This is a genomic window from Micromonospora auratinigra (genome assembly GCF_900089595.1).
Classification (GTDB): domain Bacteria; phylum Actinomycetota; class Actinomycetes; order Mycobacteriales; family Micromonosporaceae; genus Micromonospora; species Micromonospora auratinigra.
The window spans coordinates 1,639,473-1,660,834 of record NZ_LT594323.1; the positions used below are offsets into that span (position 1 = coordinate 1,639,473).

Below are 21,362 nucleotides of genomic sequence, written 5' to 3' on the forward strand. Positions count from 1 at the left end.
ACGCAGACTGAGCTGAATTCTGCGTGGAGGCCCTTCGATGAGAGACAACGTCGGCGACGCGGTGGGTGACGCGTTCCGTTCCGTGATGCTGTTCCTGCCCAAGGCGGTCGCCTTCATCGCGATCCTGGTGGTCGGCTGGCTGGTCGCCAAGGCGGTGCTGAAGATCGTCGACAAGCTCCTCGAGCGGGTCCACTTCGACAAGGCCGTCGAGCGGGGCGGCATCAAGACCGCACTGGCCCGCTCCCGCTACGACGCCAGCGACATCGTCGCCAAGCTGGCGTACTACGCCGTGCTGCTGGTGACCCTCCAGCTCGCCTTCGGCATCTGGGGCCCGAACCCGATCTCGGACCTGATCGCCGGCGTCATCGCCTGGCTGCCCCGGGCGTTCGTCGCGATCGTCATCGTGGTCGTCGCGGCGGCCATCGCCAACGCCGTCAAGGACATCATCTCCAGCGCCCTCGGCGGCCTGTCGTACGGCCGGATCCTGGCCACCATCGCGTCGGTGTTCATCCTCGGGCTCGGCATCATCGCCGCGCTCAACCAGATCGGCGTGGCCACCGCCATCACCACCCCGGTGCTGATCGCGGTGCTCGCCACCGTCGGCGGCATCCTCGTCGTCGGCGTCGGCGGCGGCCTGGTCCGGCCGATGCAGAGCCGCTGGGAGAACTGGCTGACCCGCGCCGAGGAGGAGTCGCGGACCATCGCCACCCACGCCCGGGCGTACCAGGCGGGTCGCCGCGACGTCGAGGCCCGGCTGGGCGCCCCGGCCAACCCCTACGCCGAGGCCGAGCTGACGCAGCCGGTGCCGCGCGGGACCGACGCCGAGCTGACCCGGCCGGTGGCGGGCGAGACCGACGCCGACCGCACCCAGCCGGTTGCCCCGTACGGCTCGGCGGAGCCCACCCAGCCGGTGCCGCCGTCCACCGATCCGGTGTCGACGCCGCGCCAGCGGACCGCCACCGACGCCACGGACAGCGAGGAGACGATGGTCATCCCGTCGGAGGCCACGGAGCAGTTCCGCCGCTGACCGGCGGCGCGCATCGAACGGGGTGGGGCCGATCGGGTCCCACCCCGTTCGTGTGCGCGGGTACCCACGAGGGTGCCGGCGCGGGATAACATCGCGGCATGACCTGGCGATGTTGATCCTGCCCTAGAGGCCGTGGCCGCGGGCCGCCGCGGACGCCGCACGTCCGGCGTCCGTCTCGTCCCCGTGGGAAGGCCTCATGACCATCGTCTCCGCGCGTGTGCCCGTCCGCCGACTGGCCGCGACGCTCTACGCGTACGCGTTCCTCACCGACCTCGTCCTGCTCTACCCGGTGTACGTGCTGCTCTTCGCCGACACCGGCCTCTCCGTCGGGCAGATCTCCTCGCTCTTCGTGATCTGGTCGGCCAGCGGCATCCTGCTGGAGGTGCCCTCCGGTGCCTGGGCCGACGCGGTCTCCCGCCGGCTGCTGCTGGCCCTGGCCCCGCTGCTGCCCGCGGTGGCCTTCGCGCTCTGGGTGCTCGCGCCCTCGTACCCGGTGTTCGCGCTCGGCTTCGTGCTCTGGGGCGCCGGCGGCTCGCTGCGCTCCGGGGCCCTGGAGGCGCTGGTCTTCACCGCGCTGGACCGGCTCGGGGCGGCCGACCGGTACGCCCGCCTGACCGGCCGGGCGCACACCGCCGGGGTGCTCGGCGCGGCCGTCTCCGGTGCGCTGGCCGCCCCGGTGCTGGCCGTCGGCGGCTACCCGGCGGTCGGCGCGGCCAGCATCGTGGCCTGCCTGCTCGCCGCCGCCGTCGCCACCCGGTTCCCCGAACACCCGCTTCTCGACGCGACGCCGGCCGACGAGCCGGACGATCCGGGCTGGCGGGCCAGCCTGCGCGCCGGCCTCGCGGAGGCCCGCGCCCACCCGCCGGTACGCCACGCGGTGCTGCTGGTGGCCGCGGTGACCGCGATCTGGGGCGGCCTCGACGAGTACACCGGCCTGCTGGCCCGCGACACCGGCGTGGCCACCGCGACCGTGCCGCTGCTGCTCCTGCTGCTCTGGTCCGGGATGACCGTCGGCGGCCTGCTCGCCCCGCTCGGCGAGCGGCTCACCCGGCGCGGGTACGCGGGCCTGTTGGTGTTCGCGGCGACCATGCTCGCGGCGGGCGCCCTGTGGCGCCACCCCGCCGGGTTCGGGCTGCTCGCGGTCGCCTTCGCGGCCTTCCAGCTCGCCACCGTGCTGGCCGACGCGCGGTTGCAGGCCCGCATCGCCGGCCCGGCCCGCGCCACCGTCACCTCGCTGGCCGGGATGGCCACCGACCTGACCATCGTGGCGTTCTACGCCGGCTACGGGCTGCTCGCCGCGGGCACCGGCAACCCGGTGGCGTTCGCCGTCTCCGCGGTGCCCTACCTGCTGGTGGCGCTGCTGCTGGCCGCCCGGCGGCCGGCTCAGTCGGGCAGCGCTTCCAGGTAGACCCAGTGGCCGTCCTCGCGCACGAAGCGGCTGCGCTCCGTCAGCACGCCGGGGCGGCCCGCCTCGCGGTAGTGGGCGCGGAAGGTGACCGTGCCGGCGGTGTCGAAGAGGCCACCCCGCTCGGTCGCCACGATCTCCAGGCGGGTCCACCGGGTGCCCGGGTCCGGGTCGAGCCGCGCCGGCCGGGTCGAGGAGTGCCAGCTGCGCAGCAGGTAGCCGGGATCACCGACGGCGAAGGCGCTGTACCGCGAGCGCATCAGCGCCTCGGCGGTGGCCGCCGTGGCTGTGCCCCGGTGCACCGCTCCGCAGCAGTCCGCGTACGGCAGCCCGCCGCCGCACGGGCAGGCACCGGTCTGCTCGGCCGCGCTCCGGCGGGCACCACGTTTCGCCACGACCGCCATCCTGCCGCAGCCCGGCCGGCGGGTCGGCGGCGACCCGGCCTTGCGGCGCTGCGCTGCAATGGGCGACGTGAACGGGGACGGGGTGCGGCGGCTGGCGGCGGCGGTGGAGCGGGTCCGGGAGTACGAGCGGGCCGGCGAGCAGGTGGAGCTCCTGGGCCGGCAGGTGGCCGAGGCGGAGCGCCGGGTCGCCGCGCTGGGCCGCGCGCACGAGCGGGAGCGGCGGGACGTGGCGCGACTGGAGCGGGCCTCCCTCACCCGGCTCGTCGCGGCCCTGCGGGGCACCCGGGAGGAGGACCTGCTCCGGGAGCGGACCGAGGCGCAGCGGGCCGGGCAGCGCGAGGCGCAGGAGCGGGCCCGGCTCGCGGCACTGCGCGACGGGCGGCGCGCCGCCGAGGCCCGGCGGGCCGAGCTGGCCGACGCGCCGCGGGCGTACGCGGCGCTGCTGGACGAGCGGGAACGGCAGCTCACCGCCGACCGGGACCCGCGGGCCGCCCGGCTGACCGAGCTGACCGCCGAACGGGGCCGGCTCACCGCGCGTTCCGGGCAGCTGGACCGGGCACGCCGTACCGCTGGGGCGGCGCTGACCGCGCTCGGCGCGGCCCGGGATCAGCTGGCCAGAGCGGACGCCTGGTCCACCTACGACACCTTCCTCGGCGGCGGGGCGGTGAGCAGCGTCGTGAAGCACGGCCGGATGGACGACGCGGCCGCGGCGGCCCGGGCCGCCGACCGGCAGTTGGCCGCGCTGCGCACCGAGCTGGCCGAGCTGGCCGGCTGGTGGCTCGCGCCGCAGCTGGAGCTGGACGGGCTGACCCGCTTCACCGACATCTTCCTGGACAACATCTTCACCGACCTGGCCGTACGGGGCCGGATCCGCAAGGCCCGGGCGTCGGTCGACCGGGCCGCCGCCACCGTCACCGGGCTGCGGGACCGCCTCGCCGGCGAGGCCGACGAGACCGCCCGCCGCCTGGCCGCCCTGGCCGTCGAACGGGTCACCCTCCTCACCGCCCCCTGAACCCACCCCACCCGGCGCTGATTCACGGAAAGAGTGGCTATCAGACGCCGGATAGGCACTCTTTCCGTGAATCAGCGCCCTGGGCAGGAGGGCGGGGCGGTCAGTCCGGGGCGACGGGCAGCGGGACGGGGCGCTTCGCCACCCGGTCGTCGCCGGAGGAGCGGCCGCGCAGGTGACGGGCCAGCCAGGGCAGCAGGTGCCGGCGCGTCCAGGCCAGCTCGGCGCGGACCACCTCGGTCCGGGGTCGCCGCCCGCCCGGCGGCAGCGGCCGGGTCCACGAGTCGTCGTAGCCGGGCAGGCCGGCGGTGTACGCCAGCGCGGCGGCGATCCGCTCGTGCCCGGCGGTGTTGGCGTGCAGCCGGTCGTCGCTCCACAGTCGCGGGTCCGAGGCGACCGGGTGTGCGCCCAGGTCGAGCAGGGTCGCCCCGGTCTCGGCGGTGACCGCGCGGACGGCGGCGTTGAGCGCCAGCATCCGCCCGCGCAGCGGCCGGGCGATCGGCATCACCGGCACCGGGTCGGGCAGGGTGAAGGTCAGGACGGTGGCGCCCTGGCCGACCAGGGCCCGCTGCATCGCACCGACGTCCTCGGCCACCCGGTCGGCGTCGAACGACGGCCGCAGCACGTCGTTCATCCCGGCAACCACGGTGGCCAGGTCCGGGGCCAGGTGGAGCGCCACGGGCAGCTGCTCGGCGCGGATGCGGGCCGTGGTCCGTCCCCGGATGGCCAGGTTGGCGTACTCGAGGCCGCCCTGGGCGCGGGCCACCGCGAGGGCGAACCGGTCGGCCCAGCCCCGGTAGCCGCCGTCGCCGTCGGGGTCGTCCAGACCCTCGGTGGTGCTGTCCCCGATCGCCACGTAACGCTGCCACATCACGACCGCCAGCGTACGGCCGCCGACGGTGGCTCTCACCACGTGTCGGCCGGTCTCCACGCCGCGGCGCGGGCGGCTAATCTGGGACGGACGATGGACCTGACCACGGGGGCACTCACCGGCGTAACGGGGCGCGCCGGATGAGCCCGACCCGACGCCGCCTCGATCCGGACCAGGTCCGCCGCTACGTCGCCGCGTCCCTCGGTCCCACCCCACGGGTGACCGGGTGCGGGCCGCTGGCCGGGGGCGGCTTCGCCGCGGTCTGGTGGGTGACCCTCGACGACGGCCGTGCGGTGGTGCTGAAAGTGGGTCCGCCCCGCACGGTGCCACTGCTGCGCTACGAGCGCGACATGATCGGTGCCGAGGCCCGCTACCTGCGCCTGGTCGCCGAGCGGGCGCCCGCCGTGCCGGTGCCGGCGCTGCTGCACCACGGCGCCGACCCGGTGCTGGGCGACTGGCTGCTCACCGACCTGCGACCCGGCCGGACCCTCGCCGAACTGGACTCCGCCGGCGTCGACACCGACCCGGTCCGGGTCGAGTTCGGCCTCGCGCTCACCGCGCTGCACGGCGTCACCGGCGACCGGTACGGCTACGACGGCGGACGACCCGACGGCGACACCTGGCGTACGGCGTACACCGCGATGCTGGACGCGCTGCTCGCCGACGCGGCGGACTGGCGGGTGACGCTGCCGGTGCCCGCCGACCGGATCCGGGACCTGGTCGAGCGGCGGGCCGGGGTGCTCGACGCGGTGCGCCGCCCGGCGCTGCTGCACTTCGACGGCTGGGCGGGCAACGTGCTGGCCGTCGACGGTCCCGACGGCACGCCCCGGCTCAGCGGCCTCGTCGACGGCGAGCGGCACCTGTGGGGCGACCCGCTGATGGACCTGGTCTCACCGCTGCTGTTCCGGCGCACCGAGGACGAACCCGGCGACCCGCTCGTACGGGCGTACCGCACGGTCGCGCCGTTCCCGTTCGACGCCGCGGTCCGTCGCCGGCTCGGCCTCTACCGGCTGTACCTCTACCTGCTGATGACGGTGGAGATGCCCAGCCGGGGCATCACTCCGGCGTCCGATCCGGGGCGGGTGGCCCGGCTGGCCGGGCTGCTCGACCAGGAGCTGTCCGACCTGGACAAGCCGTGAGCCGGCCTACAACCAGCCGGAGCGGCGGAACAGCCGGTGCAGGACTAGGGCGGCGCCCGCGATCAGCAGCAGCGCGCCGCCGTAGCCGTACCGCCAGCCCAGCTCCGGCATGTGGGTGAAGTTCATCCCGTAGACCCCGGCCACCGCCGTCGGCACCGCGGCGATCGCCGCCCACGCCGCGATCTTGCGCATGTCGTTGTTCTGGTCGACGGCGAGCTGCGCCAGCCGGGCCTGGAGCATCGAGTTGAGCAGGTCGTCGTAGGAGCTGATCCGCTCGACCGCGCGGGTCAGCCGCCCCTCCACGTCGACGAACCAGCGGTGCAGGCCGGGCGGCGGGCCGTCGCCGCGCTGTTCCAGCAGGGCGCGCAACGGGGCCTGCAACGGCAGCACCGCCCGCTTGAACTCCACCAGCTCCCGCTTGAGCTGGTAGATGTGCTGGATGTCGGCGCTGCGGTCGCGGGCGAAGACGCTCTCCTCGACCCGTTCCAGGTCCCGCTCCAGGTGCCCGGCGACCTCCAGGTAGAGGTCGACCATCCGGGCGCAGACCGCGTAGCCGACCGCCCACGGCCCCTCGGCGAGCAGGCCCGGCCGGCCCTGGATGTCCGCGCGCACCGGGGCCAGCGCGCCGGACGCGCCGTGCCGGACCGTGATGACGAAGCGCTCGCCGAGGAAGACCAGCACGTCCCCGGTGTCGATCACCTCGGAGGTGTCGGTGAGCTCGGCGTGCTCCACGTAGGCCGCGGTGCGCAGCACCAGCAGGGTCACCGCGCCGTGCCGCTGCACGGTCGGCCGGTGCCCGTCGGCGAGGGCCTGCTCCACGCTCAGCTCGTCGAGCCCGAAGGCGCGCCCGACCGCCGCCATCACCGCCGCGCCCGGCTCGTGCAGGCCCAGCCAGACGAAGGCGCGCCGCTGCCGGCGGGCCTGCGCGTACGCGTCGGCGTAGTGCGGGCGGCCGGCGGCGCGCCGCCCCGCGGTGTAGACCGCGCAGTCCACCACCGCGTCCGGGTTGGACCGTCGCGGGGCGGCTGCCGTCGCGCCCTCGTCGCCCCGGCCGACCAGGCGGGTGAGCAGGGCGGGGAGCAGTCGTCGACGCCACCGACCCGGATCCGCCGACCGATCCACCGCTACCTCCGTCCGCCGGATACCGACGGCCCACCGTACGGGGTGCGCGCGAGTCGGTGCCGCCCGGGCCGGTCAGCGGGTGGCGGTGGCGAAGACCACGATGTTGTCCGGGTAGTTGCCGGTCCGCGGGTCGAACCGGCCGCCGCAGGTGATCAGCCGCAGCCGGGCGTCCGCGCCGGCGCCGTACACCCGTTCGGTGGGGAACCGGCTCTTCGGGTATGCCCCGACACCGTCCACGGTGAACGCCGCGGTCCGGCCGTCGGCCCGGGTGACCCGCACCGTGTCGCCGGGACGCAGCCGGCCCAGCTCGAAGAAGACCGCCGGGCCGCGCTGCGAGTCGACGTGGCCCACCACCACCGCGTTGCCCGCCTCGCCGGGCGACGGGCCGGGCCGGTACCAGCCGGCCAGCTCCGGATGGTCCAGCGGCGGCACCTCCAGCGAGCCGCGCCCGTCGGTGGCGATCGGCACCAGGTCGGCGTCGACGCCGATGCGGGGGATGGTGATCCGGACCGGTTCGGAGCGGGGCAGCAGCGGCCCGGCCGAGCCGGACCGCTCGGCGGTCGGGGCGACCGACGCGCCCGGCTGCGGTGGTCGCGCCGAGGTGGTGCCCAGCCCGGCGGCGACCAGGCCGGCCGAGGTGGCGGCGGCGAGTACGACCGCGACCGCGACCACGACGGTACGGGCCCGGGACGGGGGATGCGTCGACGGCGACAGGTTCCCACCTCCGTCGGTACGGGCGCGGTGCCCGCGCCGGTCGGTTCCGGCGCGGGCAGCCTCCGCCCAGGGATGGGGTGTGGCGGCGTCGTCAGGCGACGGCCGTGCTGCGCCGGCGGCGGCGCACCACCAGGTACGTTCCGCCGGCGACCGCCGCGGCGGCGAGCGCGCCGCCCGCGACCAGGACACCGGTGTCCCCGCCCGAGCCGCCGGCACCGGCCTGGGCGCCGCCGATCGGGGTGACGGTGAAGGTGGCGGATCCACCGTTGCTGCCGTCGCCGCAGGTGGTGGTCACCGTGTACGTGCCGAGGGTGAACCCGGCGGTGAAGAGTTCCGCGCTCAGCCCGCCCCCGGCGGCGGCGGTGGTGGAGCGGACGTTCTGGTCCCGGTCCGGTCCGGTGACGCGGAAGAGCGCGTCGCCCGACTTCGGGTTGCAGGTCGTGGTGGTGAGCACGACGGTCCCGCCGACCGGGGTGGTGGCTGGTGAGACGGTGGTGTCCGCGAGCGCGGCCGCCGGGAGCAGGAGTGCGCCGAGGCCCACGCCGACCGCCGCCGATCCGAGAACTGACTGTGCCTTCATCCGCGATTCCCTCACTTTTCGTCCGCTGACTGCGTGGGACGTCGTTCGGGTGGCCAACTCCGTGACTAACACCGGTGTGACCAACACTAGGAGGGTTGGGGCGGTCACTCGGCGTAATTGAGAAATCTTCGTTGCCGTCACGTGTTCCCGGTCCGGGCGCGCCCGGCCGTACCTGCCCCGCCCCGTCCCTACCCTGACGCTCCCGTGCGCCCGCGTCGATCTTGCGTTTTCTGCCCCGACAAAATGCTCCTTACCGCCCAGGTCGCCCGGCACAAGTGCAGGCTCGACGAGGTCGGCCGGGCAGGGAGGGGGAGTGGGGTGGTCGCGCGACCCACGGGGGCGGGACCAACGGCCCTGACCCGGGTCGCCGGCCGGGACGCAGGCTGGTGCCGTGAACGGTGCGACGCGAGCGACCCGACCGGCGGCCAGCTGCCCGATCCGCCCGGGGGAGCCGTGCACGCTCTGCCTGCCCGGCGCCACCGGTCCGCAGGACTGCGGCCTGGTCTGGCTGGTCATGGGCGACGAGGAACTGCGCGACGGCGTGCGCCGCAGTCGGCTCGCCGCCCGCGACGCCCGGCCGCGCCCCTGACCGCCCGGTCAGTCCGGCGGCTCGGCGCGGACCAGCCCCACGTCGTACGCGAAGACCACCGCCTGGATCCGGTCGCGCAGACCCAGCTTGGTGAGGATCGCCGAGACGTGGGTCTTGACCGTGGCGGTGCTCAGGTAGAGCCGCTCGGCGATCTCGGCGTTGGACAGCGCCCGCGCCGTGAGGGTCAGCACCTCCACCTCCCGGGCGGTGAGGGCGGCCAACCGCCCGGCGCTGCCCGGCGCGCCGGGGAGCCGGTCGGCGAACCGGTCCAGCAGCCGCCGGGTGACGGTGGGCGCCAGCAGCGCCTCGCCGCGCGCCACCACCCGGACCGCCTCGGCCAGGTCGGCCGGGCGGGTGTCCTTCAGCAGGAAGCCGCTCGCCCCGGCGCGCAGCGCCGCGTACACGTGCTCGTCCAGGTCGAACGTGGTCAACATGAGCACCCGGGCCGGATTGCCGGCGCCCACCAGCTCCCGGGTGGCGGCGATACCGTCGCGGCGCGGCATCCGGACGTCCATCAGCACCACATCGGGCCGGGTCCGCTGCGCCACGGCGACCGCCTCGATCCCGTCGGCGGCCTCCCCGACCACGGTCAGATCGGTCCGGGCCTCGATGATCATCGTCAGGCCGGCGCGGATCAGGTCCTGGTCGTCGGCGATCACCACCCGCACGGTCACCGGCCCGCCCCCACCGGCAGCTCGGCTTGGACCCGGAAGCCGCCACCCGGCAGCGGACCGGCGTCCAGCGTGCCGCCGAGCAGCCGGGCCCGCTCCCGCATGCCGACGATGCCCCGGCCCTCGACCGCCCCGGCCCGGCGGGGCCGCGCGGTGCCGTCGTTGACCACCTCCAGCCGCAGCGCGCCCGCGGCGTAGCGCAGCCGGACGTCGGCCCGGGTGGCCTGGCCGTGCCGCAACGCGTTGGTCAGCGACTCCTGCACGATCCGGTACGCCGACAGCTGCACCCCGTCGGGCAGCTCGTCGTCGAGGCCATCCCGGCTCACCGTCACCGCCAGCCCCACCGACCGGACCGCCTCGGCCAGCGCGTCGAGCTGCGCCAGACAGGGCTGCGGGCCGTCCGCGTCGGTCCCGTCGACGGCGGCGAGGGCGTGCAGCACGGACCGCAGCTCGGTCAGCGCCGCGCGGGCCGCCTCGTGGATCGCGCCGAGCGCCGCCCGGGCCTGCTCCGGATGCCGGTCGAAGACGTCCTCGGCGGCGGCGGCCTGCACGGCGATGACGGCGACGTGATGGGCCACCACGTCGTGCAGCTCGCGCGAGATCCGCTCCCGCTCCCAGCCGACCACGGCGCGTTCCCGCTCGCACCGCCGCTGCGCCTGCCCGCGTTGCAGCTCGCCGGCCGCCCAGCCGAGCGCCGTGGCGGCGGCCGCGAGCAGCACGTCCCGCCAGCCGCCGGTGAGCAGCTTCCACGGCGTCGGCGCGAGCAACAGCCCCAGCGCGACCAGGGAGACCCGGGGCGGCCGGAGCCGGGCCAGGTACGCCAGCGGCGCGGCGACGAACCCGAGCCAGCCGAGCTGGGGGCAGAGCGCCTCCAGACCGATCCCGAGCAGGGCGGCCACCAGCAGCCCGTACACCGGCTGCCGGCGGATCCACAGCAGACAGCTGGCCTGCCCGGCGGCCAGGCCGACCACGGCGGCGGTCCCGGCGGTGGTGTCCGGGCCGGTGTCGGGGGCGAGCGCCACGATCAGCGCGGCCCCGACGCAGGCGGTGGCGATGCCGGCGTCGATCAGCAGCAGGACAGGGGAGCGGGGCACACAGCGCACACTCCGGATGCTAGGTGCCGGTGGCGCCGTCCTCATCGGTCGCCAGACGGAGATGCGTCCCGGATCCCCTCCCGTGGACGGACCACGGACCGGTCCGCGGCCCGATCCGAACCGGACCGGTGCGCGCCTAGCGTTCCCGGCACGTCGTCTCCGACCATCGCAGGAGGTACCACCCATGTCCACCGTCGCCGCCACCGTCCGGCCGGTCCGCCGCTACCGGCGCGCGCTGACCGTGCTCGCCGCCACCCTCGCCACGCTCGCCGTCTGGGTCGTCGCCGTGCCGCTGGCCGGGGTCGACCTCGTCGCCCGCAGCGGCGCCACCGAGCAGACCGTCGCGCCGGCCGCCGTCGGGGTCGCCACCCTGCTGGCCGGGCTGGCCGGCTGGGGGCTGCTGGCCCTGCTGGAGCGGCTCACCGTCCGGGCCCGACCGGTCTGGACCGGGATCGCCCTGCTGGTGCTGCTGGTCTCGCTGCTCGGCCCGATCGGGTCGGGCGTGGGCACGGCCGCCACGGTGACGCTGGTCGGCATGCACCTGGTCGCCGCCGCCGTGCTGGTGCCGTTGCTGCCGCGCCGCTGACCCGCCGGCCCGGGGACGCCGTCACGGGGGCGGTCGTCCCCGGGCCCGGATCAGCCGGCGGGCACCCGCTCCGGCAGCGGCTCGCCGGTCTCGATCAGGCTCTTCAGGCTGGCCAGCAGCTCCGGCCACCCGCCACTGCCGTCCAGTTGGCCGCTGATCGCCCGGTGCATCTCGCTGCCCGGCGAGAAGTCGTCGTGGGTGACGGTCAGCCGGACCACGTCGCCCTGCGGGACCAGGTCGAAGGTCACCGTGGATCGGCGCTCCCGCAGCCGGGTGGCGTACTCCTCCGGCGACCAGCCGAAGTGCTCCGCGTGTTCGGGCTGGAACTGGTGCCAGCTGTAGGAGAGCCGGCGGTACGGCTCGGCGACCAGTACGCGCTGCCCGAGGTCGCGGGGCTCGGCGTCCGGGGTGTCCTGCCACAGCACCGGGGAACCGGCCTGCCAGTCGGAGATCGGCGCCGCCCCGCCCCAGTAGCGGCGGGTGAACTCCGGTTCGGTCAGCGCCCGCCAGAGGCGTTGCGGGGTGGTGCGGATGTAGGTGGTGTAGACGAAGGTCGGGTTCTGCATGGGCTCCCGCTCCAATGCGGTCTGGAGGTCGGCGAGGGCTCGGGCGTGGTCCCGGTGGTACCGGCCGATCCACCGGTCCGCCACCGCGTTGATCGGGGCGGCGTTGAGGTGGTGCCGCTTCTCGCGGCCGTGGCGCGAGCTGGTGACCAGCCCGGCGGCCGCCAGCACCGCGAGGTGTTTGCTCACCGCCTGCCGGGTCATGGTCAGGTCGGCGCAGAGGTCGCGCAGGCGCTGGCCGTCCCGCAGGTGCAGGCGGTCGAGCAACCGGCGCCGGGTCGGGTCGGCCAGCGCCCGGAAGACCTCGTCCATGCCGCCGTCCCCACCGTCGATGACAGGCAACCGTTCGGCTGCCTGTCATCGACCATAAGCAACCGCACGGTTGCCTGTCCAGCACTCCGCTTGAACTAGCCTCCTAGGACGCTCTACGGGCGGTGGCCACCGCCACCTACCGTGAAGACCGGCCCGAACGAGGGAGCGGGGAGGATGCGCGCCGACAACGGAAACCGGTGGCCGGACTCCGGCGACGTCGAGCCGCCGCAGCGGGTCCCGCTGCGGCTGCGGGACAAGCTCATCCTGGCGCTGCTCGCCGCCGGCTGCGCCACCGCGATCGGGGTCCTGGTGGCCTGGGCGACGGGGGACACCAGTGGCATCGTCGCCGACAAGCGGGTGGTCCAGAAGACCGTGTGCCGCGACGGCTGCCGGCTGGAGACCTGCCACCAGATCACCTACGTCACCGACGACGGGCACCGGCGGGAGCTGTGCGTGCCACCCGGCCGCTACGACGCCATCGACCTCGGCGACCGCATCTCCGGCTGAGCCGGGCCCACCCGACGCCGATCAGCGCTCCGGCACCGGCGTGCCGAGCCGCCCGTCGATCACCTCGCGGTCGGCGAGGGGGGCGTCCAGCCGGACCCGGATCCGCCGCGACACCGCGTGGTCGTCGCCCGACCACCACCATCGCGACGGCGGACGCAGCACCACGTGCAGCACCACCCGCCCGGTGTCCTCGTCGGCCGTCACCCGGTGCGGCACGAGATCGGGGTGCGCCTCGAACAGAGCCACGATCACCCGGGGATCCGCCGTCCGGTCGTACGCCACGACCGAGACCTCCTCGGTGACCGGCCGCAGCACCTCCCGGGCAACCGGCGCCGCGCCGACCGCCAACACCGCCAGCAGCACGAGCGCGCCGGTCCGGGGTCGCCGCCGAGCACCCATCGGACCCCCTGTCGGTGTCGCCGTCCGCGCCGGGCGGGTCACTCCCCGGTACGCCCGTCGGTCAGCTCGCGGACGACGTCCAGGTGGCCGGCGTGCCGGGCGTACTCCTGCAGGACGTGCAGCAGGATCGCCACCAGGGTAGGGCGGCGGGCCGGGTCGGTGAATCGGCCGCCCAGCGCGGCGGGGGTGTCCGGTGGGGTCGACTCGACGATCCGGCGGGTCCGGTCGCCGCCCGGCGCAGCGCGGCCACCAGGTCGGCCACGGTCTCCTGCGGCCCGACGTGCCAGCGGTCGTCGACCCGGTCGCCCCACGGGTCGGGCACCTGCTCGCCGAGGAAACCCCAGACCAGCCAGCGCCGCTCCAGGTAGCTCAGGTGCGTGACCAGCTCGACCGCAGACCAGCCCGACGGCACCCGGGTCGTGCGGACCTGTGCCTCGGTCAGCCCGGCCAACCGGTCGGCGACCGTGTCCCGGTAGTAGTCGAGGTAGGTCAGCAACAGCGCCGGCACGTCCGACGACGGGCCGGGATCCGGGAACGGCGTACGCGTGCCGGGCAGTCTGCCGCGCGGGCTGGACAACCCTGGCCGGACATCCCGGGCCGGGCCGCGGGCGCCGGATCACCGCGTGATCCAGTAGCGGCGTACCCGGCCGTGGGCGGTGTCCCGGATGTCCTCGAGGACACCGCCCCGGCCCTCGATGGTGCGCGCCGAGGCGACGTTGTCGGCCACGCAGACGACCAGGACCCGGTCCAGGCCCAGCTGCCAGGCCTCGTCGAGCATCGCGCCCAGCGCCCGGCCCGCGACCCCACGCCGCCGGGCCGAGGGACGCACGCCGTAGCCGATGTGGCCGCGGACGTCCCCGACCGGGTCGGCGAGCTGGTGGCGCAGCGCGATGCCGCCCAGCACCCGGCCGTCCTCGACGATCCACCGGTACGTGCAGCGCGGCCCGTCCGGTGACCGGGCGGCAGCGGTCAGCCGGGCGACCCAGGCGGCGAACCCGGCCGACGTGTCCACCTCGTCGTCGGGGCGCAGCCCGAAGCCGTCCTCGTGGCTACCCGGCCCCCACTCGTCGCGCGCGTCGAGCCAGGCGGCGTCCAGGCGTACGGTCGGCGCGACCAACTCGGGCATCCGGCGACGGTACCGCCCGGGGCGCGCCCGCGCGGGGTCATGCCGTGGGCCGCCAGAACTGGCGGGGTGCGTACCCCTCGCGGCGCAGCCAGTGTTCGGTGTAGACGATCCGTTCCGCCGGCACCACCACCAGCGGCCCGGTCGGCGGCTCCGCCAGCGGCCGGGACCGCTCCACGTGGTCGGACTGCCAGCGGTACGCCGGCCAGTGGTGGTCGAAGTCCGGGTCGCCGGGGTGCAGCACCCGGGCCCGGCCGAAGACCTGCGCCCCGCGGCTGCTGGCCTGGCCGACCAGCGGGGCGAAGATGCCGATGGAGACGCGCGGGTCGGCGTCGAGGTTGCGCATCTTCGGTGAGGACGGCACGGCGGTGAACATGAGCGTGAAGTCGAGGTGGAAGTAGCGCACCGGGGTGGCCAGCGGGCCGTCCGGGCCGGTGGTGGCGAGCACACACATGTTCTGCGACGAGAACAGGTGGAGGATCCGTTCCGCGAGCCGTTCGCGGTCCAGGCGGGCGGTGGGGGTGGGGCCGGCGAGCCAGGGATTCGTGACGGGCATGAGTGATCGTGACACAGCCGCGAAACGGGGCTGCGGCCGGCGGGCCGAACCGCCATCCTGGGCGGATGGACCTCGCCGGCACCGCCCTCGACCCGGTCACCCGGGCACAGATCCAGGATGTGCTGGGGGTGGTCGAGCGGGTCCTCGGACATGACGTGCTCGGCGCGTACCTGCACGGTTCCGGGGTGTCGGGTGGGCTCCGCCCGGCCAGCGACGTGGACGTGCTCGTGGTGTCCGGCCGCCGCACCACCGCCGGGCAACGGCGGGCCCTGGTCGAGGGGCTGTTCGAGATCTCCGGCCGACGCGCCTCCCGCGGGCCGGCCCGACCCGTCGAGCTGACCGTCGTCGTGCACGGTGACGTGCGGCCCTGGCGCTACCCGCCGCGCGGCGAGTTCCTCTACGGCGAGTGGCTGCGCGACGAGTACACGGCCGGCGGGGCACCCGAGCCGGAGCCGACGCCGGACCTCGCGCCGCTGATCGCCATGGTGCTGCGCGGCGACACCGCGCTGCTCGGCCCGCCGCCGGCCGACCTGCTCGACCCGGTCCCCGCCGCCGATCTGGCCCGGGCCGTCGTCGCCGGGATCCCCGGGCTGCTCACCGACCTCGCCGACGACACCCGCAACGTGCTGCTCACCTTCGCCCGGATCTGGGCCACCCTGGCCACCGGCGGCCTGGTGCCGAAGGACGTCGCCGCCGACTGGGCGCTGGCGCGGCTGCCGGCCGCGCACCGGCCGGTGCTCGCCCACGCCCGCGCGATCTATCTCGGTGAGGCGCCGGAGCGGTGGAGCGACGAGCTGGCCGCCCAGGTGCGGCCGCACGTCGACCACGTCCTGGCCGAGATCCGGCGGCTCGCGCCGCCGACGGCGTGAGCATCCGGCGCACGGCCCTGCCGGCGGCGGCGGGCGGCGGCTGGTCCGGTCTCGCCCTCGACGTCGACGCGCCCGCGCGTCCCGGCCTGCGGGCCGAGGCGGCCGGCGCCGGGCGCTTCCTGCTGCGCCGGGCCGACCGGGTCGTCCTGCTGGCCCGGCAACATCCCTGGCACTACGGCGTGCACTACGCCCGCACCGGCGACTACCGCTCGCCGGTCCCGCCGGTCCCCGCCGCGCTCGCCCGGCGGATCCGGGAGACCAGCGTCGACGACGCCGCCTGGACGGCCCGTTGGGCCCACCACCTGGTCGACCGCCTTGCCGCGGCGGTCGACGGGCCGCTGCACCAGGGCTCCTGGGTGCTCGCCGACGGCATGCCGCGCTGGGCCGTCGCCGGGCACTGGGAGCGGCTGCGGCGCGTCGACCCCGACCGGGGCCACATCACCTGGTTCGGCTACGGCCACCCCGACGACGACCAGCGTGACGTGCTGCCGTTGCGGCGGCTCGCCCCGGACGGCAGCGGCCGGGTCCGGGCCTGGCGTCGCCAGGCCCGCGACGGCATCCTGCCGCCCGTGCTGCTCTGGTGGGTCAGCGGCCTGAACACGTTGACCGTGCTCGACGGCCACGACCGGATCGTGGCCGCGCTCGCCGAGGGTGGGCCACCGCCGGTGCTCGTGCTCGCCCCGGCCGTCGACCCGGTGTGGCGGGCCGCCTGGCAGCGGCACGAGGAGCGCGGGTACGCCGAACGCACCGCGCACGCCGTCGCCGGTGACGCCACCCCGGCCTGGCTGGCCAGCCTGTCCCACCGGTACGCCGACGCGCTGCGGGACACCGCGCGGACCGAGGGGCGCACCCGGGCGTGGCCGCTGCGCGGCGGGGCGGCCGGGTGGGACCGGTTGGCCGCCCGGCTGGCCCCCGGCTGGCGCACCGACGACCGCCCCTGAGCCCGGCGTACGCTCGCCGTCCATGACGACCCCCGACCGGCGTGCCGCGTTGCTGGCCCGGCTCGCCGCGCACCTGGCCGGGCAGCACCGCCCGCACCCGCTGCGGGTGGCGATCGACGGCCCGGACGCGGCCGGCAAGACCCGGCTGGCCGACGACCTGGCCCGGGCGCTGGCCGGCCGGCGCGAGGTGATCCGGGTGAGCGTCGACGGTTTCCACCGCCCGGCCGAGCAACGGCGGCGGCGCGGGCCGCTCTCCCCGCAGGGGTACTACCGGGACTCGTTCGACCACGAGACCGTCGTGGACCGACTGCTGCGCCCGCTCCCGGCGGAGTCGCTGCGCCGCGCGCTGGTCCGTGACCGGGAGTTGTTCGGCTCCGCCGACGCGGTGCGGCAGCGCTACCAGCGCCGTTACCTGCCCGGCCAGGCGCTCTACCGGGCCGAGGCGCGCCCGGCGCAGCGGGCCGACATCCTGCTCGACCTGGCCGATCCGCTGGCCCCGGTGGCGCTGCGGTGGCCCGGGTAATCCGGTCGGCGTCCGGGTGCGGTCCTGGTAGGTTGCGTCGCCGTGACGGGGGACAGGCTCGACGGGCGCTTCGCCCGGCTCTGGACGGCCAGCACCATGTCGGCGCTGGGCAGCGGCATGGCGACGGTGGCCGCGCCGCTGTACGTGGCGTCGCGTACCGACGACCCGCTGGTCGTCTCGGCGGGCGCGGCGGTGGGCTGGCTGCCGTGGCTGCTCTTCGCGCTGCCCGGCGGGGTGCTGGTGGACCGGGTCGACCGGCGACGGCTGATGGTGCTCATCGACTGGGTGCGGGTGGCGGTGCTGGCCGGGCTGGCCGCCGCGATGCTCACCGGCCGGGCCGGGGTGCCGCTGCTGTACGTGGTGCTCTTCGTGGTCAACACCGGTGAGGTGGTGTTCCGCACCGCCGCCCAGGCGGTCGTCCCGGCGGTGGTGCCCCGGTCCCGGTTGGAGCGGGCCAACGGCTGGCTGGGCGGCGGCACCCAGGTGATGCAGAACATGGTGGCCGGCCCGCTGGGCGGGTTCCTGTTCCTGGTGGCCGCCGCGATCCCGTTCGCCGTCAACGCCGGCACGTACGCGCTCAGCGCCGTCCTGGTCGGCCTGCTCGCCGGCAGCTACCGGGGCACGGCCGAGCCGGCCGCGCGGCGCTCGGTGCGCGCGGAGGTCGCCGAGGGATTCCGTTTCCTGCTGTCGCAGCGGTTGCTGCGCACCATGACCCTGCTGATCGGCCTGCTCAACGTGACCCTCACCGCCGCGCTGGCGGTGCTGGTGCTGCTGGCCACCGAGCGGCTGGGCCTCAACGAGGTCGGCTACGGCGCCCTGTTCACCTGCATGGCCGTCGGTGGTCTGCTCGGCGCGCTGGTCGGCGACCGGCTGGTCGCCGCGATCACCGCCACCTGGACCGTCCGGCTGGGCCTGCTGATCGAGGCGGGCCTGCACCTGGCGCTGGCCGCGTCCCGCAGCGCGGTGGTCGTCGGGGTCGCGCTGTTCGCCTTCGGCGTGCACTCGTCGTTGTGGAACATCGTCGCGAACTCGCTGCGGCAGCGGCTCACCCCGCCGGCCCTGCTGGGCCGGGTGGGCAGCACCACCCTGTTCCTCGCGGCCGGCGGCAACTGCGTCGGCGCGCTGCTCGGCGGGGTGGTCGCGGACCGCTACGGGCTGCCCGCGCCGTACTGGGTGGGTTTCGTGGTGGCGCTACTGGTCATCGCCGCGACCTGGCGGGTGTTCGACCGGGCCACCGTCGCGGCCGCGTACGCCGATCCGGTGCCGGCGACCCGGGACACCCCGGCGGGCGTCGGGTGACCACCGCTCAGCGCAGCGGGGGCACCGGCAGCGTCACGCCCTCCAGCGCCGCCTGGTGGGCCAGCTCGATCAGCGCCACCACGTCGACCGCGTCGGCCGGGTCCACCGGCAGCGGGCCGCCGTCGCGCAGCGCCGCCGCCACCTGCGCGTAGAAGTCCTGGTAGCGGCCCGCCTCGGTGGGCACCGGGCGCAGGTCGTCGTCGGTGCCGAGCCGGCCGTACCGGTCGGGGTCGACCTCGCCCCAACCCGGGCTGCCCGGCCGGCCGCCGTCGCGCAGCGCCGCCTCCTGCGGATCCAGCCCGTACGTGGTGTAGGCGGCCCGGTCGCCGAGCACCCGCATCCGCGGCCCGAGCTGGGCGGTCACCGCGCTGGTCCACAGGTGCGAGCGGACCCCGCCGGCGTGGGTCAGCGCGACGAACGCGTCGTCGTCGACCTCGGCGCCGGGCCGCCGCCGGTCGACCTCCGCGTACACCCGGGTCACCGGGCCGAACAGCTGCACCGCCTGGTCGATCAGGTGGGCGCCCAGGTCGAACAGCGCGCCGCCGGCCTCGCCGGGGGCGGCGCTCTCCCGCCAGCCGGCCTTGACCGCCGGCCGCCACCGCTCGAACCGGGACTCGAACCGGGTCACCCGGCCCAGCTCGCCGGCCTCGACCAGGCGGCGCACGGTCAGGAAGTCGCCGTCCCAGCGGCGGTTCTGGAACACGGTCAGCGGCACCCCCGCCTCGGCCGCCTCGGCGACCAGCGCCCGACCCTGCGCGGCGCTCGGCGCGAGCGGCTTGTCCACCACCACCGGCAGGCCGGCCGCGACCGCGCCGCGGGCCAGCGGCACATGTTCCCGGTTCGGGGCGGCCACCACGACCAGGTCCAGCGCGTCGGGGGTGCGCCACAGCTCGCCGGCGTCGGCGACCACCCGGGCGTCGGGGTGCGCCGCCCGGACCTGTTCGGCGCGTCGCGGGTCGCGGGTCACCACGGCGGTCAGCCGCAGCGCGGGGGTGGCAGCGATCAGCGGAGCGTGGAACACCCGCCCGGCCAGCCCGTATCCCAGCAAGCCCACCCGCAGCGGCGCCTGCGCCATGCCGTCCCCCCGACCTCGTCCGGTGATCTCCTGCGAATCTACGCGGCCGGCCGGCGCGGCGACGCGGAGTCCGCGCGGCCACCCCGGCCGCCGGCCGGACGGCGGGGATGTGACAGCGTGGGCGGGTGCACGCATCCCCGGTCGACGTCGACCTCGCGCTGGTGGGCGGCGGCGGAGCCGCCTCGCTGGTCCTGGCCGCGCTGGACCGGCACCGGGTGAGCGGCCTGCGGGTCGCCGTGGTCGACCCGGTGCACAAGCGCGGCCAGGACCGCACCTGGGCGTTCTGGGGCGTGCCCGGCACCGACCTGGACCCGCTGCTGAGCGCCAGCTGGTCGCGGGTCGACGTGGTCACCGCCGCCGGCCGCCGCGTGCTCCCGCTGGCCCCGCTGCGGTACGCCATGCTGCGCTCCGCCCCGGTCTACGACCGGGCTGCCGAGGCCGAGCGGCGGCTGGGCGCGGTGCGCATCGGCGCACCGGCCGGCGAGCTGACCGACGACGGGGAGCGGGTGACCGTCGCCGACCCGACCGGGCGGCTCCTGGTGCGCGCCGACTGGGTGCTCGACTCCCGCCCCCGCCCGCCGCGCCGCCCCGGCCGCACCAGCTGGTTGCAGCACTTCCGGGGCTGGTGGCTGGAGGCGGCCCGGCCCACCTTCGACCCGCAGCGCGCGGTGCTGATGGACTTCCGCACCCCACAGCCCGCGCGGGGCGTCTCCTTCGGCTACGTGCTGCCGGTCAGCGACCGGTACGCGCTGGTCGAGTACACCGAGTTCTCACCCGCCCCGCTGAGCGACCCGGCGTACGACGCGGCGCTGCGCGGGTACGCGGCCCTGCTCGGGCTGGACCTGACCGCGCTGACCGTCCGGGAGGTGGAGAACGGCGTCATCCCGATGACCGACGGTCCGTTCCCCGGCCGCCCGTCGCCGCGGGTGGTGCGGCTGGGTACCGCCGGCGGCGCCACCCGCCCGTCCACCGGGTTCACCTTCTCCGCGATGCTGCGCCAGGCCGACCAGGTGGCCGCGGCGCTCGCGGCCGGTCGGCCGCCGGTGCCGGCCCCCGCCTATCCGGGCCGGCACCTGTGGATGGACGCGGTGGCGCTGCGCGCCCTGGACCGGGGGCACGTCGACGGGGTGGAGTTCTTCGAGCGGCTCTTCGACCGCAACCCGCCCGAGCGGGTGCTGCGCTTCCTCGACGGCGTGACCTCGCCGGCCGAGGACCTGGCGGTGATGCGGTCCAGCCCGCTGCTGCCGATGACCGGCGCGGTGCTCGGCGACGCCGTCGGCCGGCTGCGCGCCCGGCTGCGCCGCGACCCGACCCCCACCCCCGTGCCGCAGGTCGGGTCGCGCGCCGGTGATCAGGCCGGTTCGTAGCTGGCGATCACCACGCCGGTGCCGGTGGTGACGCTGTCGGTCAGACGCAGCTCGCCGGGGGAGTCCCCGTCGGCGAACAGCCGCCGGCCGGTGCCCAGCACCAGCGGGTGCACCAGCAGCACGTACGCGTCGACGAGCCCGTGCCGGCGCAGCGACCGGACCAGCTCACCGCTGCCCAGCACCGAGATGTCCGGCCCGGGCTCCTCCTTGAGCGCGGCCACCGCGGCGATCACGTCGCCGCCCAGCAGGTGCGAGTTCGCCCAGGGCAGCGGGCCGGTCAGCGTGGTCGAGGCGACGTACTTCGGCAGCGCGTCGAGCACCGGGGTGAACGGGTTGCCGGTCTGCCGCGGCCAGTAGCCGGCGAAGTCCTGGTAGGTGCGCCGGCCCAGCAGCAGCGCCCCGGTGGACGCCATTCCCTCGCCCATCTTCCGGCCCAGCACCGGGTCCTGGTAGGGCAGCGCCCAGCCGCCCCGGGTGAAGCCGTCCCGGGTGTCCTCGTCGGGGCGCCCGGGTGCCTGCATGACCCCGTCCAGGCTGACGTTGTTGGTGACGACGATCCTGCGCATGCCGCTCCTCGCGGTGCGGGGCCGGCCCGGTGCCGGCCCGTCACCTTCCAC

25 protein-coding genes and 1 pseudogene are annotated in these 21,362 nt (G+C 76.0%); 12 read left to right on the forward strand and 14 right to left on the reverse strand.

The window, feature by feature from the left end; all coding sequences use genetic code 11:
• Positions 1 to 37: 37 nt before the first annotated feature.
• Complete coding sequence (locus GA0070611_RS07280) at positions 38 to 1,027, forward strand: mechanosensitive ion channel family protein (protein ID WP_091659640.1); 990 nt, start codon at positions 38 to 40, stop codon at positions 1,025 to 1,027.
• A gap of 196 nt (positions 1,028 to 1,223) precedes the next feature.
• Positions 1,224 to 2,435 carry an MFS transporter gene (locus GA0070611_RS07285; RefSeq protein ID WP_091659644.1) on the forward strand — a complete coding sequence of 404 codons (1,212 nt, stop codon included), beginning with the start codon at positions 1,224 to 1,226 and terminating at the stop codon, positions 2,433 to 2,435.
• On the opposite strand, the gene GA0070611_RS07290 is transcribed toward GA0070611_RS07285, so the two are convergent.
• Positions 2,411 to 2,827 carry a YchJ family protein gene (locus tag GA0070611_RS07290; protein WP_091672601.1) on the reverse strand — a complete coding sequence of 139 codons (417 nt, stop codon included), beginning with the start codon at positions 2,825 to 2,827 and terminating at the stop codon, positions 2,411 to 2,413. The genes GA0070611_RS07285 and GA0070611_RS07290 overlap by 25 nt on opposite strands.
• 76 nt (positions 2,828 to 2,903) lie before the next feature.
• Here GA0070611_RS07290 and GA0070611_RS07295 point away from each other — a divergent pair, with 76 nt between their 5' ends.
• The gene (locus GA0070611_RS07295; protein WP_157740248.1) at positions 2,904 to 3,848 is read left to right on the forward strand and encodes a hypothetical protein; all 945 of its coding nucleotides are present in this window, start codon (positions 2,904 to 2,906) and stop codon (positions 3,846 to 3,848) included.
• Between the two features lie 100 nt (positions 3,849 to 3,948).
• On the opposite strand, the gene GA0070611_RS07300 is transcribed toward GA0070611_RS07295, so the two are convergent.
• On the reverse strand, positions 3,949 to 4,716 hold the full coding sequence (locus GA0070611_RS07300; RefSeq protein WP_091672603.1) for an SGNH/GDSL hydrolase family protein: 768 nt from the start codon (positions 4,714 to 4,716) through the stop codon (positions 3,949 to 3,951).
• A gap of 140 nt (positions 4,717 to 4,856) precedes the next feature.
• Here GA0070611_RS07300 and GA0070611_RS07305 point away from each other — a divergent pair, with 140 nt between their 5' ends.
• Positions 4,857 to 5,855 (forward strand): phosphotransferase family protein, encoded by a 999-nt coding sequence (locus GA0070611_RS07305; RefSeq protein ID WP_091659653.1) that lies wholly within the window; start codon positions 4,857 to 4,859, stop codon positions 5,853 to 5,855.
• Positions 5,856 to 5,861: 6 nt separating this feature from the next.
• Here GA0070611_RS07305 and GA0070611_RS07310 read toward each other — a convergent pair whose 3' ends face one another.
• The 3 genes from GA0070611_RS07310 to GA0070611_RS07320 all read right to left on the reverse strand — a co-directional run bounded on the left by GA0070611_RS07310 (position 5,862) and on the right by GA0070611_RS07320 (position 8,271).
• Positions 5,862 to 6,977 (reverse strand): magnesium and cobalt transport protein CorA, encoded by a 1,116-nt coding sequence (locus GA0070611_RS07310; RefSeq protein WP_091659657.1) that lies wholly within the window; start codon positions 6,975 to 6,977, stop codon positions 5,862 to 5,864.
• 72 nt (positions 6,978 to 7,049) lie between these two features.
• Positions 7,050 to 7,649: a class F sortase gene (locus GA0070611_RS07315; RefSeq protein WP_231921358.1), complete on the reverse strand. Its 600-nt coding sequence runs from the start codon at positions 7,647 to 7,649 to the stop codon at positions 7,050 to 7,052.
• 133 nt (positions 7,650 to 7,782) lie between these two features.
• The gene (locus GA0070611_RS07320) at positions 7,783 to 8,271 is read right to left on the reverse strand and encodes a hypothetical protein (protein WP_091659660.1); all 489 of its coding nucleotides are present in this window, start codon (positions 8,269 to 8,271) and stop codon (positions 7,783 to 7,785) included.
• A 391-nt stretch (positions 8,272 to 8,662) separates the two neighbouring features.
• Here GA0070611_RS07320 and GA0070611_RS07325 point away from each other — a divergent pair, with 391 nt between their 5' ends.
• Positions 8,663 to 8,860 (forward strand): DUF6767 domain-containing protein, encoded by a 198-nt coding sequence (locus GA0070611_RS07325; protein WP_091659663.1) that lies wholly within the window; start codon positions 8,663 to 8,665, stop codon positions 8,858 to 8,860.
• Between the two features lie 8 nt (positions 8,861 to 8,868).
• On the opposite strand, the gene GA0070611_RS07330 is transcribed toward GA0070611_RS07325, so the two are convergent.
• Together GA0070611_RS07330 and GA0070611_RS07335 are read right to left on the reverse strand one after the other, a co-directional pair.
• Entirely contained in the window at positions 8,869 to 9,534 is a 666-nt protein-coding gene (locus GA0070611_RS07330; protein WP_091659666.1) for a response regulator, read from the reverse strand.
• On the reverse strand, positions 9,531 to 10,634 hold the full coding sequence (locus GA0070611_RS07335; RefSeq protein WP_091659671.1) for a sensor histidine kinase: 1,104 nt from the start codon (positions 10,632 to 10,634) through the stop codon (positions 9,531 to 9,533). The genes GA0070611_RS07330 and GA0070611_RS07335 overlap by 4 nt, the downstream gene beginning before the upstream one ends.
• A gap of 175 nt (positions 10,635 to 10,809) precedes the next feature.
• Here GA0070611_RS07335 and GA0070611_RS07340 point away from each other — a divergent pair, with 175 nt between their 5' ends.
• Positions 10,810 to 11,211, forward strand: a complete 402-nt coding sequence (locus GA0070611_RS07340) for a DUF6069 family protein (protein ID WP_091659676.1) — start codon at positions 10,810 to 10,812, stop codon at positions 11,209 to 11,211.
• A 50-nt stretch (positions 11,212 to 11,261) separates the two neighbouring features.
• On the opposite strand, the gene GA0070611_RS07345 is transcribed toward GA0070611_RS07340, so the two are convergent.
• Positions 11,262 to 12,086, reverse strand: coding sequence for an ArsR/SmtB family transcription factor (locus GA0070611_RS07345; protein WP_091659680.1), 825 nt, complete (start codon positions 12,084 to 12,086; stop codon positions 11,262 to 11,264).
• A gap of 174 nt (positions 12,087 to 12,260) precedes the next feature.
• Between GA0070611_RS07345 and GA0070611_RS07350 the strand changes: the two genes are divergently transcribed.
• Entirely contained in the window at positions 12,261 to 12,593 is a 333-nt protein-coding gene (locus GA0070611_RS07350; RefSeq protein ID WP_091659683.1) for a hypothetical protein, read from the forward strand.
• A gap of 21 nt (positions 12,594 to 12,614) precedes the next feature.
• Here the strand turns inward: GA0070611_RS07350 and GA0070611_RS07355 are convergent, their stop codons facing one another.
• The 4 genes and pseudogenes from GA0070611_RS07355 to GA0070611_RS07370 all read right to left on the reverse strand — a co-directional run bounded on the left by GA0070611_RS07355 (position 12,615) and on the right by GA0070611_RS07370 (position 14,671).
• Positions 12,615 to 12,992 carry a hypothetical protein gene (locus GA0070611_RS07355; RefSeq protein WP_157740250.1) on the reverse strand — a complete coding sequence of 126 codons (378 nt, stop codon included), beginning with the start codon at positions 12,990 to 12,992 and terminating at the stop codon, positions 12,615 to 12,617.
• Between the two features lie 38 nt (positions 12,993 to 13,030).
• Positions 13,031 to 13,500: pseudogene (locus GA0070611_RS32485) on the reverse strand (DinB family protein).
• A gap of 108 nt (positions 13,501 to 13,608) precedes the next feature.
• Positions 13,609 to 14,118: a GNAT family N-acetyltransferase gene (locus GA0070611_RS07365; protein WP_091659689.1), complete on the reverse strand. Its 510-nt coding sequence runs from the start codon at positions 14,116 to 14,118 to the stop codon at positions 13,609 to 13,611.
• Positions 14,119 to 14,155: 37 nt separating this feature from the next.
• Complete coding sequence (locus GA0070611_RS07370) at positions 14,156 to 14,671, reverse strand: pyridoxamine 5'-phosphate oxidase family protein (protein WP_091659693.1); 516 nt, start codon at positions 14,669 to 14,671, stop codon at positions 14,156 to 14,158.
• 65 nt (positions 14,672 to 14,736) lie between these two features.
• Between GA0070611_RS07370 and GA0070611_RS07375 the strand changes: the two genes are divergently transcribed.
• From GA0070611_RS07375 to GA0070611_RS07390, 4 genes are read left to right on the forward strand one after another with little or no spacing between them, the layout of a single operon-like run.
• The gene (locus GA0070611_RS07375) at positions 14,737 to 15,540 is read left to right on the forward strand and encodes an aminoglycoside adenylyltransferase family protein (protein ID WP_091659696.1); all 804 of its coding nucleotides are present in this window, start codon (positions 14,737 to 14,739) and stop codon (positions 15,538 to 15,540) included.
• A complete protein-coding gene (locus GA0070611_RS07380; protein WP_091659699.1) occupies positions 15,537 to 16,481 on the forward strand; it encodes a hypothetical protein in 945 nt (314 codons plus the stop codon). The genes GA0070611_RS07375 and GA0070611_RS07380 overlap by 4 nt, the downstream gene beginning before the upstream one ends.
• Before the next feature lie 22 nt (positions 16,482 to 16,503).
• On the forward strand, positions 16,504 to 17,004 hold the full coding sequence (locus tag GA0070611_RS07385; RefSeq protein ID WP_197675874.1) for a nucleoside/nucleotide kinase family protein: 501 nt from the start codon (positions 16,504 to 16,506) through the stop codon (positions 17,002 to 17,004).
• A 42-nt stretch (positions 17,005 to 17,046) separates the two neighbouring features.
• Positions 17,047 to 18,303: an MFS transporter gene (locus GA0070611_RS07390; RefSeq protein ID WP_091659701.1), complete on the forward strand. Its 1,257-nt coding sequence runs from the start codon at positions 17,047 to 17,049 to the stop codon at positions 18,301 to 18,303.
• 7 nt (positions 18,304 to 18,310) lie between these two features.
• On the opposite strand, the gene GA0070611_RS07395 is transcribed toward GA0070611_RS07390, so the two are convergent.
• The gene (locus tag GA0070611_RS07395) at positions 18,311 to 19,378 is read right to left on the reverse strand and encodes a Gfo/Idh/MocA family oxidoreductase (RefSeq protein WP_091659704.1); all 1,068 of its coding nucleotides are present in this window, start codon (positions 19,376 to 19,378) and stop codon (positions 18,311 to 18,313) included.
• A 125-nt stretch (positions 19,379 to 19,503) separates the two neighbouring features.
• On the opposite strand from GA0070611_RS07395, the gene GA0070611_RS07400 reads away from it, so the two are divergent.
• Positions 19,504 to 20,745 carry a lycopene cyclase family protein gene (locus GA0070611_RS07400; RefSeq protein ID WP_091659707.1) on the forward strand — a complete coding sequence of 414 codons (1,242 nt, stop codon included), beginning with the start codon at positions 19,504 to 19,506 and terminating at the stop codon, positions 20,743 to 20,745.
• Here GA0070611_RS07400 and GA0070611_RS07405 read toward each other — a convergent pair.
• Positions 20,730 to 21,311 (reverse strand): dihydrofolate reductase family protein, encoded by a 582-nt coding sequence (locus GA0070611_RS07405; protein WP_091659710.1) that lies wholly within the window; start codon positions 21,309 to 21,311, stop codon positions 20,730 to 20,732. The two genes, GA0070611_RS07400 and GA0070611_RS07405, sit on opposite strands and share 16 nt — an antisense overlap.
• Between the last annotated feature and the right edge of the window lie 51 nt (positions 21,312 to 21,362).